Annotated in this window: 12 protein-coding genes; 8 read left to right on the forward strand and 4 right to left on the reverse strand. The window is 62.0% G+C overall.

The genetic code is table 11. From position 1 onward, the window contains the following. Positions 1–353 precede the first annotated feature (353 nt). Complete coding sequence (locus ACTG19_RS04280; protein ID WP_004576012.1) at positions 354–1,772, reverse strand: IS66-like element ISAs21 family transposase; 1,419 nt, start codon at positions 1,770–1,772, stop codon at positions 354–356. 300 nt (positions 1,773–2,072) lie between these two features. Continuing rightward, entirely contained in the window at positions 2,073–3,449 is a 1,377-nt protein-coding gene (gene cysS / locus ACTG19_RS04285; protein ID WP_421298656.1) for a cysteine--tRNA ligase, read from the reverse strand. 212 nt (positions 3,450–3,661) lie between these two features. On the opposite strand from cysS, the gene ACTG19_RS04290 reads away from it, so the two are divergent. The 6 genes from ACTG19_RS04290 to ACTG19_RS04315 all read left to right on the forward strand — a co-directional run bounded on the left by ACTG19_RS04290 (position 3,662) and on the right by ACTG19_RS04315 (position 10,360). After that, positions 3,662–4,159 carry a peptidylprolyl isomerase gene (locus tag ACTG19_RS04290; RefSeq protein ID WP_005337417.1) on the forward strand — a complete coding sequence of 166 codons (498 nt, stop codon included), beginning with the start codon at positions 3,662–3,664 and terminating at the stop codon, positions 4,157–4,159. Next, a complete protein-coding gene (locus ACTG19_RS04295) occupies positions 4,149–4,946 on the forward strand; it encodes a DUF4269 domain-containing protein (RefSeq protein WP_439988780.1) in 798 nt (265 codons plus the stop codon). Before ACTG19_RS04290 ends, ACTG19_RS04295 begins: the two co-directional genes overlap by 11 nt. Beyond that, complete coding sequence (gene lpxH, locus ACTG19_RS04300; protein ID WP_439988781.1) at positions 4,943–5,698, forward strand: UDP-2,3-diacylglucosamine diphosphatase; 756 nt, start codon at positions 4,943–4,945, stop codon at positions 5,696–5,698. The genes ACTG19_RS04295 and lpxH overlap by 4 nt, the downstream gene beginning before the upstream one ends. Positions 5,699–5,996: 298 nt before the next feature. After that, positions 5,997–9,431, forward strand: a complete 3,435-nt coding sequence (locus tag ACTG19_RS04305; protein WP_439988782.1) for an ImpA family metalloprotease — start codon at positions 5,997–5,999, stop codon at positions 9,429–9,431. Positions 9,432–9,688: 257 nt separating this feature from the next. Continuing rightward, on the forward strand, positions 9,689–9,865 hold the full coding sequence (locus ACTG19_RS04310; protein ID WP_005337420.1) for a DUF3606 domain-containing protein: 177 nt from the start codon (positions 9,689–9,691) through the stop codon (positions 9,863–9,865). Between the two features lie 246 nt (positions 9,866–10,111). Continuing rightward, complete coding sequence (locus ACTG19_RS04315; RefSeq protein WP_439988783.1) at positions 10,112–10,360, forward strand: GlsB/YeaQ/YmgE family stress response membrane protein; 249 nt, start codon at positions 10,112–10,114, stop codon at positions 10,358–10,360. A 71-nt stretch (positions 10,361–10,431) separates the two neighbouring features. Here ACTG19_RS04315 and ACTG19_RS04320 read toward each other — a convergent pair whose 3' ends face one another. Next, a complete protein-coding gene (locus tag ACTG19_RS04320) occupies positions 10,432–11,784 on the reverse strand; it encodes a sensor histidine kinase (RefSeq protein ID WP_439988784.1) in 1,353 nt (450 codons plus the stop codon). 43 nt (positions 11,785–11,827) lie between these two features. After that, positions 11,828–12,502, reverse strand: a complete 675-nt coding sequence (gene tctD, locus ACTG19_RS04325; protein WP_005350926.1) for a transcriptional regulator TctD — start codon at positions 12,500–12,502, stop codon at positions 11,828–11,830. Positions 12,503–12,724: 222 nt separating this feature from the next. Here tctD and ACTG19_RS04330 point away from each other — a divergent pair, with 222 nt between their 5' ends. Beyond that, on the forward strand, positions 12,725–13,711 hold the full coding sequence (locus ACTG19_RS04330; RefSeq protein WP_005350924.1) for a Bug family tripartite tricarboxylate transporter substrate binding protein: 987 nt from the start codon (positions 12,725–12,727) through the stop codon (positions 13,709–13,711). Positions 13,712–13,722: 11 nt separating this feature from the next. Next, positions 13,723–14,154, forward strand: a complete 432-nt coding sequence (locus tag ACTG19_RS04335) for a tripartite tricarboxylate transporter TctB family protein (RefSeq protein WP_439988785.1) — start codon at positions 13,723–13,725, stop codon at positions 14,152–14,154. The last annotated feature ends 1 nt before the right edge of the window (position 14,155 follow it).

Here is a 14,155-nt window from a genome sequence, read left to right on the forward strand (position 1 = left end):
AGCTGCGGTTTTTATTTCTATTTCCCTGACACTTTTTAACTCAAGCCAAAGCCCTATTTCCCCACCTCCTTGCTCTGCCCTCCCCTTTCAGCGGAAAAGGCGGTCAACATGCACGCTAAAGCCACGGGCGGGCACGGTATTGGTTCCCCCTGCAAACCGCCGAGTCGAGTTCAACGGGTCAGGAGCGCCATCAGGGATGATGGCGCAGCCGCAGCCGGCACAGGGATGTGCCGTCTGCGGCGCTCCGTCCGACCCGTTGGACGAGACGAGGGAACCCGCGAAGCGGGCGGGTTGCCGGGGGAGAAGACCTTTGGTGACTTTGGGTCTTTCAAAAGTCACTCGCCCGTAACCGTTCACCGGGACGGTGTTGACAGCACCAACTCCTCCGGGAACGGGTAGTCGGTTTTCTCGATGCAGGACCTGACAACTGCCCTCAGCCACTCCTGCGGGCAGCGGCCCAATCGCTTGGCCGTCTCCACCAACGATAGGATACGCTGCCTGAACTGCTCGCCTCGATGCGACCAGACGCCATAGCTTCCCTTGCGCCACAGCACATAGCCACGCAGCGCCCGCTCCGCTTCATTGTTGGTCAGCGCTATCTCGTCGTTTTCCATAAAACGCCATAGCATCTCATCGTCCTTGAGCAGTAACTGGCAGCGCCCACGGTAGCGCTTGGAACACAGTACACTGCCCCGCTCCAGCTGCCTTCGCCAGCTTTGCCGACATCGCTGCAACCTTCGCTGGTACTGCTCCCGGCTTAAGCAGCCTTGTTCATAGCCATGCCGGGTTCTGAACACCGTGTCAGCCAGCAGTACCAGCCGGGCTCCGATAGGCTGGTTGACGGCGTCGCTACTCTCGGCAATCGCCGCCACGTTGCGCAGCACATGCGCCCAGCACAGTTGGCGCTGGGCGCTGTCGATGAAGCGGTATCCCGCATACTGGTCGGTCACCAGCACCCCATCAAGCTCACTGCCCAGCAACCGCTTCGCTGCCTCCTGACCGCGGCCAAACGCCGTCATGAAGCAGACCGCGACCTTGCTCAGGGCCAGCCACATCCAGCGTCGCTCACCGCCCCGCTGGTGCCGGGTTTCATCGGCATGGATGATGGCGGCAGACTGCACTTGCTGTTTGATGGCTTGGTGGGTCGGGGTGAGCATGGCGCTGACCCGGCCTTGCGCTTCACTGATGGCGCCTCGGCTAAAGCTCAAACCGAAGTGCTGCTTGAGCTGCTGCTGTATCTTGCTGATGCTCTGGTGGAACTGACCACTCTGCAAAGCGATATAGCTCAGCAGATTAGCCCCCATCTGGCTGTGGCTCACCGTATCGGGCAGGGCTGCTTCACTGGTGGTGACGCACCCACGGCAGGTGCCCCGATACAGCTGATGCTCTGTCACCACATAGCTGACCTCGGGCAGGTCAAACACCTGATGAACCCGGTAGGGCTTGTCATGGGACACCACCTGCTCACCACAGCAGGCGCACTGCCGGGCAGGATAGTGTGGTATTGCCGTCAGTCGGTCGTCCTCAGGATGACGTTCACGCCGCTGCCCCTTGTGGCCAGGCTGGGCACCACGAGCCTTGCCGGAAGCGGGGCGCTTGCGCGCAGGCGGGGTCCCCGAGCCATCAGTGGAGGGGGGCTTGGAGGAGTTATTGCTGTTTTGGTTGAGGCGGTCTTCAAGCTCGGCGATGCGCGCCATCAGCTTGTAAATCAGCTCGTTGGCTTGCTCGAGGGTCAGCGGCAGGCCGGGTGGTGGCGTAATGGGTTTGCTCATGACGTGATGGTGCCAAGCTGGCGGGATCAGGCAAGGGGCAACAGTGGATCAAGGGATGATCGTCTCACTTTTTCCTGTCAATGCCATCTGGGTGAACAGTTACACTCGCCCCAGCCCGAAGGGCGGGCGAAACCCCTTCGAGGGCAAGGCCCTCGTGTCCTGCATGGCGAAGCCATGCCATTAAGGAGAGAGGGAAGGTGCCAGCCCTCAGACCGGCCACAAAAAAAACCGCAGCCCTAGGGCTGCGGTTTTTTATTAGCTCAACCTGTTGGCACCAGACGCCAACAAGGCCAACCGGCCTTAGGCACGGCGCCAGCTGGTCTTGCCGGCGCTGTCTTCCAGCACTATGCCCATCTCGGTGAGACGGTTGCGGGCGGCATCGGCAGCAGCCCAGTTCTTGTCGGCACGGGCCTGATTGCGCTCGGCGATCAGGCGCTCGATCTCGGCAACCTCTTCGTCCGCTTCGTCACCCTTGAGGAAAGCCTCGGGGTCTTGCTGCAGGATGCCGAGCACGGCGCCCAGTTCGCGCAGACGGGCGCCCAGCGCGGCGGCAACGGCCATGTCTTCACCCTTCTGGCGGTTGATCTCGCGCACCAGATCGAACAGGGCGGAGTAGGCTTCCGGGGTGTTGAAGTCGTCGTCCATCGCTTCCTTGAAGCGCGCCACCTGCTCCTCGCCACCGGCAGCCGCGGCCACCGGCAGATCGCGCAGGGCGGTGTACATGCGCTCCAGCGCGGCGCGGGCTTGCTTGAGGTTATCTTCCGAGTAGTTGAGCTGGCTGCGGTAGTGGCCAGACATCAGGAAGTAACGGACGGTTTCGGCATCAAAATGGGCCAGCACATCGCGGATAGTGAAGAAGTTGCCAAGGGATTTGGACATCTTCTCTTTATCCACCATCACCATGCCGCTGTGCATCCAGGTGTTGACGTAGTCGCCACCGTGGGCGCAGCAGGACTGGGCGATCTCGTTCTCGTGGTGCGGGAACTGCAGATCGGAGCCGCCGCCGTGGATGTCGAAGTGGTTGCCAAGGTGCTTGGAGTTCATGGCGGAGCACTCGATGTGCCAGCCAGGACGGCCCGGGCCCCAGGGGCTCTCCCAGGTCGGCTCGCCGGGCTTGGACATCTTCCACAGCACGAAGTCCAGCGGGTTGCGCTTGGCATCCACCACATCAACGCGGGCACCGGCTTGCAGCTGCTCCAGATCCTGGCCGGAGAGCTTGCCGTAGTCGGCGTAGGATTCGACGATAAACATCACGTCGCCGTTATCCGCCACATAGGCGTGCTCTTTTTCCAGCAGGGATTGCACCAGCTCGATGATCTCTTCGATGTGCTGGGTGGCGCGCGGCTCGATATCCGGGCGCACCATGCCGAGGGCGTCGAAGTCGGCGTGCATGTCGCCAATCAGACGCTCGGTCAGCTCGTCGCAGGTGACGCGGGTTTCAGCGGCGCGCTTGATGATCTTGTCATCCACGTCGGTGATGTTGCGCACGTAGGTGAGGTCGTAACCGGCGTAACGCAGGTAGCGAGCGACCACATCAAAGGCGACGAAGGTGCGGCCGTGGCCGATATGACAGTGATCGTAGATGGTGACGCCACACACATACATGCCCACCTTGCCCGGGTGGATAGGTTTGAATTCTTCTTTTTGACGAGTGAGTGTGTTGTATATCTTCAGCATCTTCTAACCACTGCCTGTGAGTAAAATGGTTGGTCATAATACCCCGTTCGGGGGCAGAAAACGAGGCAGAAAAGCGGGCCAATCCCGCCTGCCAGCACGGTTACGGCGCCAGAGAGACTATGCCGCCAGCCCCTGATGGGCTAGAATTGCCACCACTTTATGCCATACACCTGCGGGCACTTCGTCGCCCGCATCAAATGAAAGGACATATCATGGTCACTCTGCACACCAATCACGGCGACATCACCCTCACCCTGAATGCTGAAAAAGCCCCGGAAACCGTGGCCAACTTCCTGCAATACTGCCGTGACGGTCACTACGACAACACCATTTTCCACCGTGTCATCGACGGCTTCATGATCCAGGGCGGCGGCTATGCCCCGGGCTTTGAAGAGAAAGACACCCGCGCGCCCATCAAGAACGAAGCGGCCAATGGTCTCTCCAACAAGATCGGCACCATCGCCATGGCCCGCACCATGGAGCCGCACTCTGCCAGCGCCCAGTTCTTCATCAACGTGAACAACAACGACTTCCTCGACTTCAAATCCGCTACCACTCAGGGCTTCGGCTACTGCGTATTCGGTGAAGTGACCGCCGGTATGGACGTGGTCAACAAGATCAAGGGCGTCAAGACCGGTAACTACGGCCGCATCCACCAGGACGTGCCGGTAGAAGACGTGGTGATCACCAAGGTGACCCTTGCTGACTGATCTCTGCCGACTCGGCACAGACAAAACTGCGGCCCCGGCCGCAGTTTTTCCATCTGCCTCCCCCACTGCCAGTCCGAACTGGCGCCGCCTCGACTATCTGGCCCACGGCAACCCGCGCCAGCGCTCGGCCCATGCCCTGCTCACCGCCGGTGTGTGGGATGAGCTGGCCGCGCAGTGCGCCGATCTGGCGCTGGTGAGCACGCTCGCCATCGGCCTGGATCGGCCCGGCAGCGATCTCGATATCCTCTGCCAGCATCCAAATCCCGCCGAGTTTGCCGCTACTTTTGCAGAGCAAGGCTGGCAGGCGAGCCCCAAGGGCGACAATGTCTGGCTGCTGGAGCGCACCTTTTCCTGTCTCGAGCAAAAGAGTATCGATAGCGATTGCTCCAAGAGCGAGGCCCGCTGGCCGCTGGAGCTCTACGTGACCCCAGCTCCCATCGAGACGCTGAACGGCTGGCGCCACCTCACCCTGATGGCAGCTTTGCTCGAGCGGTTTGGTGATGCCTTCTACCGTGAAGTGCTGCGCCTGCGCCTTGAAGAGGGATTGAAAGGGGAAGCGGCCACGTGCCGGTTGCTGGGTCTGGCGGGCGATCCTTACGCCGCGCTGCTGACGCTGGAGGGACGCAATCTGGCCGAGCTGGCATGGCAGCCGCCATCCCGTGACGATATCCATACCTCAACTGGCACGATGGCGCCCGCAGCGCACGATTCGTCCCCTGTTGTGTCTACTACCTCTGCCACCCCTGTTTGCCCTGTTTCGACCGAGAGCCCGATCCCCACATCATGAGCACCCTCTTTATCAGTGACATTCACCTCTCTGCCCAGCGGCCCGATATGACCGCGGCACTGGTGCGCTTTCTCGAGCACGACGCCCCCGGCGCCGATGCCCTCTATGTGCTGGGGGATCTCTTCGAATTCTGGATTGGCGACGATGACCCCAATCCGCTCCATCAACAGATGGCCGACGCCTTTTTGGCCCTGAGCCAGCAGAACGTGCCCATCTACTTTATCCACGGCAACCGCGACTTTCTGCTGGGCCAGCAGTTTGCCAAGCGCGCGGGGATGACATTGCTGGGTGACCCTTGCGTCATCGACCTCTATGGGGAGCGGGTAGTGCTCAGCCACGGCGATCTGCTCTGCACCCTGGATGAGGGGTATCAGAAGTTTCGCCGCATCACCCAGCTCAAGTGGCTGCGCTGGCTCTTTTTGCGGCTGCCGCTCTCCCGCCGTCAGGCCATCGCCTGCAAGATGCGCGGCCAAAGCCAGATGGAGAACGCCCACAAGAGCCAGATCATCATGGATGTGACGCCCGCGGCGGTGGACGAGATGCTGCGCGCCCACGACTGCCGAATGATGATCCACGGCCACACCCACAGACCCGCCATCCACGACTTCACCCTGGACGGCCCGCCCGCCCGCCGCATCGTGCTGGGAGACTGGTTCGAGCAGGGCTCGGTGCTGATCTGCCGCCCCGGCGAGCAGCGGCTGGAAATGCGGGCGCTGGCAACGATCGACCCCGCCGCTCAGCCATCCGTCTGACATCCCCCCTGTGCGGGTTGCAGGTAAAACCTGCGGCCCGGCGCCCCCCTGTAAACCTGGTGAACCGACGTATCACGATGAGATCAGGCTGGTATGGCCTGTGCCGATGGGGTGCTCGCCCCATCCCTATCGGTTCTGCTGCGCCAGCAACACCAAATACGGCAAAAGCCGGCCAAAAAAACATCCAAGATGCTGAAAATAAAGCAAAATGACCATTCAATCAGCGTTGAAATAAGCAAGGCAGCTCATTAGACTACCGACTCCCCTACCCGTCGTAACACAAGGAACGTATCAAACAATGAAAAAGACGGTTCTCACCCCCTTACTGGCGCTGTTGATCACAGGCTGTGGCGGCGGTGATGGCGAACAGGAAGAGACCCCTATCCGCCCCCCTGTCACCCCCAACTATTTCGAGGCATCCAGCCAGAGCAGCGCGGGCGGACAGTTGAACCCCACCAACCTGCGGTTGGCGGCGGGTGAACAGGGGCGCTTCTCGGTACAGGCTGACAGCGGTTACCTCCTGACCGATATAAGCGGATGTGATGGCACCCTGGACGGCCTCACCTATACCACTGGCCCCATGCGCAGCGATTGCCAGATCTCGGCCAGCTTCACGCAGGAGAGTGCCGCCGTCTATTTCAACGCCACCACCCACGCTTCTCAGGGGGGGGCGCTAAGCCCCGACTCCCTGCGCCTGAATGCGGGTGAGCAGGGCCGTTTCACCGTGCAGCCCGAGAGTGGCTTCGTACTGGCGCAGATCGCTGGGTGTGAGGGCACCCTGACGGGTAATACCTACACCACAGCCCCCATGCGCGCCGATTGTCAGATCTCGGCCCGCTTTATCAGCGATGCCGCCAATGCGATTGCCCGGGAAGATCATACCCTTGCCAGCGAGCAATCCCTGATCGCCCATGCCCGTGCGACGATTGCCGACAGTGAGGCGCACCGCACCGAACTGGTTCGCAGCCTCTATCAGGGAATGGCACAGATCAGCTGGAACCCGAGCCACGACTCCATCACCTTTTCCAGCTTCCAGCCGGAGAGCACGGTGACCCTGCTCCCCTCCAACATCAATGGCAAGGGGGAGAGCGAGATCCGGGGTCTGGTGATGGTCTCCGAGCAAGCCGATTACCGTCAGGCCGCCATGGGGGCGAACCTGTTTTCCGTTGACCGCACAGCGCAGAGCGAGGCGCTGCTCAAGGGGCTGATTGGCTGGCTGACCCGGGGCAAGGATAGCGATGGCCTGCGCATCCTCACCACCCAGATGCCTAGTCGCGCCGATAGCGTCTATTTTCCCCACAACGAAGGCGTGCGTGACTGGCTCAAGGCGATCTATCCCGACAAGCACAACATCAACCCGGCCAATACCTGCGATTATCAGGCGCTGAGCGACTGTATCGACACCATGGCGCCGGAGCTTATCGTGATCAGCGATATCGACCGCCAGGGGCTGGGGTATCAGGGGATCGCAGAGGCGATCGCCAAGGCCAAAGCGGCCAGGATCCCGCTGCTGCTCTCCAACTATCGGCGCGATGCCAGCCCGCTGCTAAGCCCCCTCTATCTCGATATGGGGCTGGTCACCTGGGGCAACTACTGGTCAAAACTCAGAGCCAGCGATCTGGCAGTGAACACCATCATGGCACCCGACACCCAGCTGATAGCGGTCGATACCCTGCTTGGCAACCTTCTGGATCGCAACTTCACTACCCAGTGGCTCGATAGCTGCGGCGGCAACTTTATCAATTGCGGTGGCTCGGAGAGCTTCAACCAGCAGTTCAAGCTGGGTGCCGACTGGCTGAGAAATGCGGCCATCACCCTCGACAAGGCCGGGATCAGTCCCTTTGCCCGTGACGGCGTGACACTGTTGCCCGCCACCCTGCTGCTGGCCGACAAATACCGTGCCGCCATCGACTACCCGATTGCCTGGGATGAACATCAATCCTGGCAGCAGGCGATGTTTGCCGACTGGCTGGTGAGCTATGCCCGCCCCCGTACCCCGGCCCAGCCCGATCTGGGGGAGTACGTCACCGATCGCAACAAGGTGGTGAAGGGACAAGCGGCTCACTATGCCTATCCCGCAACGCTCACCGACAGTCGGCGCATTGCGGTTCCCTACAGCGGGCAGTGGACCACCACCGGCTGGTATGCCCTGCCGGGACAAACCATCACCCTGAGACGCACCGATAACGCCGATGTGTCTGCTACCGTCCGACTCAACTACCATAGGCCCAACACCAATCGCGCCTATGAGCAGAAGATCTATCGAGCCCCGCTGGAGCTGACCACCGGACGACTGATCTTGGCCAAGGGGGGCAGCGTCACCTTCACCTCTCCTTATGGCGGCCCTATCTATCTCTATCTGGAAGGGGGGGCAGCATCGCTGGCCGTCCAGGTAAGCGCCACGGGCGTCACCCGTCATCCGGCCATCATGGATTTCAGTGATGAGCAGCAGATACGCGAGTTCAACGAGCGGCTGGAACAAACCGAGCTGCCCCATATCGATCTGCGGGCCGATGGCGCCGAACAGCATCTGCGCCGGGATCGCTTCACCAAGGCGGTGGGGGGCGTCATCCCCGACACCAATGCCCTGCTCGACAGCATCGCCCGGGATCACATCAATGGCGTCTACACCCTGGCGGGCCTGAAAATTCAGGGAAAGGGGCTCGATGAGTCGCTGCCGGCAGATGTTAAAAACGCCTGCGTGGCACTGCTGGGGGAGGGTTGTCTCGATGAGTCGATTCATACCCGCACCATCATCCAGCATGCCAACTATGACCAGAATGCCCATTGCGGCAGCGGTTGCAGTGGCAACCCGTGGGACTCTTCCGGCAGCATCAGCCCGATCGGCTGGCTCGACAATCACGAACTGGGCCACAACCTGCAGACCAACCGGTTGAACGTGCAGTACGCAGCGGCAGACGATGCCGACAACTGGAGTGGCTACGGCAGCCGGGCGGGGGAAAACTCCAACAACATCTTCCCTTATGTGGTGAAGTGGCGCGCCCATTATCTGAGGGATGGCAACACGGCGCCCATCAAGGATGGGCACATGAATCACAAGGATCTCTTCTATGTGTTCATGTCTGATGCGGCGCAGGTACGGGACAGGAGTGGCAACCGCGTCGTGCTCGGGGCCAACTGCCAGGTGCTCGATACCGGCGAGAGTCGCTACGAAGCCCCCTGGAAGAGCAATGCCTACGCCGTCCACAACGGCTATCGCATGGCGTTTTATATCCAGATGGCATTACGCGCCCACCGTATGATTCTGACTGATGGCACCCGTCTGAACGATGGCTTCACTATCTTCACTCTGCTCTATCAGCATTCACGGATCTTCGGCGCGGCAGCCGACAGTGAAGCGCAGTGGAATGCCAGCAAGGATAGGCTCGGCTTTAGCCTGTTCCCCTACTCGGGGCATGCGGTCTATGGCGGCAAACGGGTGCGCGACATACCGGGCAATGACTTTATGCTGATTGCACTCAGTCGGCTCACCGGCTGGGACTGGCGTAATCACTTCGATCTGCTTGGCCTGCGTTACTCCAGCCTCGCGGTCGCTCAGGTGCAGGCCAACCAGCGTTATGGCAGCCTGCCGATGGGGATGTATGTGCTGGAGGATGACCTGCCCCCAGCCAACATGAGCGAAGGCGTCACATTCCTGCCGCTCTCTGAAAGCGACGGATCCACCCTCTGGCCCCGCAACAGTGGCTCGCCAAGCGCCTGCCCAACACCCTAAATAGGGTCATCGCGATAACCACAACAAGCGCCCGGCAGGGCGCTTGTTGTTTATCCGGCCTCTGGCCCCGTTGTTGATGATGTGAAGAGGGTGGAATTAAGTGGTGATCGCTCACAGATCAGCAAAGCAAACCTGCACTCCTCCTTCAGTCCCCAGGTTGTGTGAACCCCGTCACCTTGCCCCTTGCCGATTGAGAGGATGATAGCGCTCAGGCAGAAACGTCTTTCTCGCCAGTATTTCAACAAGTTGAGGTTTGTATGCCTGACAGCAATGCGGTCGCTCACCCGTTCGATGCCAAGAAGATCAATGTCAACGATCCCTATGAGATGAAGCAGTGGATCAAAATGTTCGAGTGCACCGAAGTCCAGCTGAAACGGGCGGTCAAGGCAGTCGGCACCTCAGGCAAGGCGATCAGAAAATACCTCAAGAAGTGAGGGTGCAACCCCGTCACAAACCCGGCCCCGCTGACGGGCTTTTCTCATTTTGGCCTTTACGTGGGCCATCCCCGCCCCTGTTTGGCGGTGCACATACCGCCATTCAGCCGCTCATAACCGGACTGTGCAGCCCGACCAGCACTGGCCGCCGTCCGACAGCTTGTGACCGGCCAGCGCCGTCTGGCCCTTCGCATCCCGGCATCCCTGCCTATAATGCGGGCTCAAACACACAGAGAGGATTAATCCATGGGCTTTATCACCTGGATCGTATTGGGACTGTTGGTGAGTATTCTGGCGAAGTGGATCATGTCGGGCCGCGATGGTGGTGGCTTCTTCATGACCGCCCTGCTGGGGATTGTCGGCGCCATGGTCGGCGGCTATGTGGGCACCTTGCTGGGTCTGGGCTCGGTGACCGGCTTCAATATTTCGAGCATTGCCATCGCCACCGTGGGTGCCCTTATCGTCCTGTTTGTCTTCAACAAGATCCGCAGCTGACAACCCAACGCCATCTTATGTGTAGATAAACAGGGCACCGCGAGGTGCCCTCTCTTTTTGTATCACCTTCACTATTTTGCCAGCGGCAAGATCAGCCTCACCAGCAAGCCACCCAGCTGAGTGGCAGGCAGCAGCACCACCTCGCCGTGGTGGTAGTGGGCGATGTCGCGCACCAGCGCCAGACCAAGCCCTGCTCCCGGCTGTTCGCTCCCCTGCTCGAGGCGCTGGAACGGCTGCCAGACCCGCTCTGCCAGCTCGGGGGCAATGCCGGGGCCGCTATCCTCCACCTCAAGCCAGATCTGCCCGTTGCCGTGCACCACCCGCGCCGTCACCGTGCCGTGGGTCGGGGTGTATTTGATGGCGTTGTCGAGCAGGTTGGCGCACAGCTCCCCGAGCAGCAGCGGCTCCCCTGCCACCATGACGGCGGACTCCTCCCCTTCGTAACCGAGATCGATCCCCTTGCTGCGCGCCTGCGCCAGCCGTGACAGACAGGCCTGCTGCACCAGCGCCGTCAACTCGATGGGATCCCGCAGGCGCAGCCCGGAGCACTCGTCCGATTTGAGCCGGGCCAGCAGCAGGAGCCGCTCGGTCAGGGCGATGGTGTGATCGAGCCGCACGGCCATGGCATCGAGGCTTTCGCTCATCAGGGCAGGATCGCCGCTGCCGCGCGCCACCTCAACCTGGGTTTTCAGGATGGTGAGCGGGGTGCGCAGCTGGTGGGCGGCATCGGCGCTGAAACGTTCCTGCCGGGCCACCAGCTGGCGCAATCGGGCCAGCTGGCGGTTGAACGCCTGCACCAGCGGCCGGGTCTCCTGCCAGGGGAGCAGATCCGGCAAGGGAGCGAGCGTGGCGGCATCGCGGCGCAGGATCTCCCGCGACAGGCGGCGCATCGGGGTGAGCAGCCGCTTGAGCAACAGATAAGCGAGCAGCAGGGTGAGCACCACCAGCGCCCCCTGCGTTAGCACGGCCGACCAGAGCAGCTGCTGTGCCAGTTGCTGGCGGCCGAGCAGGGTTTCCGCCACCGTGATGCGGGCCATGCCGGTGACGCCCCCCTCGCCTACCGGTTGCAGCAGCATCACGGCGCGGATTGGCGCCTCCTGATAGAGGCCGTCGTAGAAGTAGGCGAGCGCCGGATAGCGGTCGGTCAGGGGCGTGCCGACCGGCATGGGGGGCAAATCGTCAAAGCCGGAGATGACCCTATCGTCGATGCCGCGCACCTGATAGAAGAGGCGATCGCGCATGTTGCGCTCGAAGCTGTCGAGCACCACATAGGGCACATCCACCTTGAGAACACCATCGTTTGCCGTCAGCCGCTCGGCGACGGTGCGGGCCGAGGCAAGCAGGGTGCGATCATAGGCCGAGGTGGCCGCCGCCAGCGCACCGTAGTAGCTGTACCAGGCCGAGGCGGCCCAGAGGATCAGCAAGGGGCCCCCCAGAAACAGCAGTAGTTGATGGAGCAGGGAGCGACTAATGGGAGGCCTCCGGCGCCGCTTCCAGCAGATAGCCCAGCCCGCGCAGTGTGGTGATCACCACCCCGCTGCCCACCAGTTTTTTGCGCAGCCGGTGGATATAGAGATCGATGCTGTCGAGCCCTACCTCGTCATCGAGGTTGAACACCTGCTCGAACAGCTGTCCCTTGGCAACCGGCCGCCCGTGGCGGTACATCAGCGCTGTCAGCAGCGCCAGTTCGCGCGGAGTCAGGGCAAGGCGGGCATCGGCCAGCAGAAAATAGCCGTCGGGATGCAGGGTCAGACGCCCCAGCCGCAACTCGGCACCACCGCTTTCGCTGCGCCGCAGCAGGGCTCGCAACCGGGCATCCAGCTCCCCCAGATCGAACGGCTTGGCCAGATAGTCATCGGCTCCGGCATTGAGACCGCAGATCCGCTCCTCCACCGCGCCGCGGGCGGTGAGCAGCAGCACCGGCACCCCCTGCCCCCGACTGCGCAACCGGCCGAGTACCGCCAGCCCGTCGAGCTTGGGCATCTCGATATCGAGCACCGCCAGCGCGTACTGTTCGTGGCGCAGCAGGTGGTCAGCCTGAGCTCCGTCAGCCACCCAATCCACCGCGAAACCGGCGCTGGTGAGTGCCCGCGACAGCCAGTGGGCCAGTTCGTGATTATCTTCCGCCAACAGCAAGCGCATCCCTCTCCCCTTGTTCCTAACCACGGCATTCAGCCGCACTGCTTCAACTGCATCCCTTCGTCACTGCCATTGCGGGAGAAGGTGCGATCAGGGTCACACTCCCGGCTCTTGGTCAGCGATTGAAAGGTGAATGAAAGGTTGTTGTTTTAACAATTCCGCATCACTTCGTCTATCGACGGAGTCACACCCAGGAAAAACAACGACAAGATGGAGCACACAACCATGAAGCAACGCACACGTCATGCCCTCGCCCTGCTGACCCTGCTCGGCGCCCTGCCACTGCAGGCGGCCGAAAGTGCCACGACCCCGAGCCGTACCGAATGTATCGCACCGGCCAAACCGGGCGGTGGTTTCGATCTCACCTGCAAGTTGCTGCAGGTGAGCCTGCAGGAGACCGGCACCATCGACAAGCCGATGCGGGTCACCTACATGCCGGGCGGGGTCGGCGCCGTGGCCTACAACGCCATCGTGGCCCAGCGCCCTGCCGAGGCGGGCACCGTGGTCGCCTTCTCCGGTGGCTCCCTGCTCAACCTCTCACAGGGGAAATTTGGCCGCTACGGGGTGGACGATGTGCGCTGGCTGGCGGCGGTGGGGACCGATTACGGCATGATCGCGGTGCGCCACGATGCCCCCTATCAGAACCTCAAGGAGCTGGTGAGCGCCATGGAGCGCGATCCCAATAGCGTGGTGATCGGCGCGGGTGCCTCCATCGGCAGTCAGGACTGGATGAAGACGGCGCTGCTGGCCAAACAGGCCGGGGTTGACCCGCACAAGATGCGCTACGTCGCCTTTGAAGGGGGTGGCGAGCCGGTCACCGCGCTGCTTGGCAACCATGTGCAGGCGGTCTCCGGCGATCTGAGCGAGATGGTGCCCTATATCGGCGGCGACAAACTGCGGGTGCTGGCGGTGTTCTCTGCCGAGCGGCTGCCCGGCAAGCTGGCCACCATCCCCACCGCCAAGGAGCAGGGTTATGACCTGGTGTGGCCGGTGATCCGTGGCTTCTATGTCGGCCCCAAGGTGAGCGACAGCGAATACCAGTGGTGGAAGCAGACCTTCGATCAGTTGGTGAAGACCGACACCTTCAAGGCGCAGCGGGATCTGCGCGGCCTGTTCGAGTTTGACCTCACCGGCGAGGCCCTCGACAGCTACGTCAAGGAGCAGGTAGCGCAATATCGCGAGCAGGCCAAAGCCTTCGGTCTGGCCAAATAGGAGCCGCAGCCATGAGCGATCGCATCTTCGCCGCCATCTGGCTGCTGCTCTGTCTGGCGGGGGCCTCCCTCGCCTGGCAGTACCAGAGCGAATACAGCTATGAGCCGCTGGGGCCGCGCCCCTTCCCGCTCGGCATCATCGGCCTGATGGCGCTGTGCGCCCTGTTGCTGCTGCGCCGCCAGCCGGACACCGTTACCTGGCCGCCGCTGCGTACCCTGCGCCACCTCGCCATCATGGTGGTGGCGCTGGCCGGGTACGGTGCCAGCTTCGAGTGGCTGGGCTTTCCGCTGGCCACCACCCTGCTCACCTTTGTTCTGGGGCGCCTGTTTGGCGCCTCTGCCAAAGCCGCCCTGCTCTCCGGCGTTGTCGGCGGTCTGGTGCTCTATCTCGCCTTCGACCGGCTGCTGGATGTCACCCTGCCCCTCGGCGTCTGGTTCTCTTAAG

Source organism: Aeromonas sp. 3P, from assembly GCF_051919745.1.
GTDB classification, from domain to species: Bacteria; Pseudomonadota; Gammaproteobacteria; order Enterobacterales; family Aeromonadaceae; genus Aeromonas; species Aeromonas veronii.

What these genes read in the sequence shown, in the direction of transcription:
- ACTG19_RS04280 (WP_004576012.1), bottom strand. Translation starts at nt 1,772, where the DNA reads ATGAGCAAACCCATTACGCCACCACCCGGCCTGCCGCTGACCCTCGAG.
- cysS (WP_421298656.1), bottom strand. Translation starts at nt 3,449, where the DNA reads ATGCTGAAGATATACAACACACTCACTCGTCAAAAAGAAGAATTCAAA.
- ACTG19_RS04290 (WP_005337417.1), top strand. Translation starts at nt 3,662, where the DNA reads ATGGTCACTCTGCACACCAATCACGGCGACATCACCCTCACCCTGAAT.
- lpxH (WP_439988781.1), top strand. Translation starts at nt 4,943, where the DNA reads ATGAGCACCCTCTTTATCAGTGACATTCACCTCTCTGCCCAGCGGCCC.
- ACTG19_RS04305 (WP_439988782.1), top strand. Translation starts at nt 5,997, where the DNA reads ATGAAAAAGACGGTTCTCACCCCCTTACTGGCGCTGTTGATCACAGGC.
- ACTG19_RS04310 (WP_005337420.1), top strand. Translation starts at nt 9,689, where the DNA reads ATGCCTGACAGCAATGCGGTCGCTCACCCGTTCGATGCCAAGAAGATC.
- ACTG19_RS04315 (WP_439988783.1), top strand. Translation starts at nt 10,112, where the DNA reads ATGGGCTTTATCACCTGGATCGTATTGGGACTGTTGGTGAGTATTCTG.
- tctD (WP_005350926.1), bottom strand. Translation starts at nt 12,502, where the DNA reads ATGCGCTTGCTGTTGGCGGAAGATAATCACGAACTGGCCCACTGGCTG.
- ACTG19_RS04330 (WP_005350924.1), top strand. Translation starts at nt 12,725, where the DNA reads ATGAAGCAACGCACACGTCATGCCCTCGCCCTGCTGACCCTGCTCGGC.
- ACTG19_RS04335 (WP_439988785.1), top strand. Translation starts at nt 13,723, where the DNA reads ATGAGCGATCGCATCTTCGCCGCCATCTGGCTGCTGCTCTGTCTGGCG.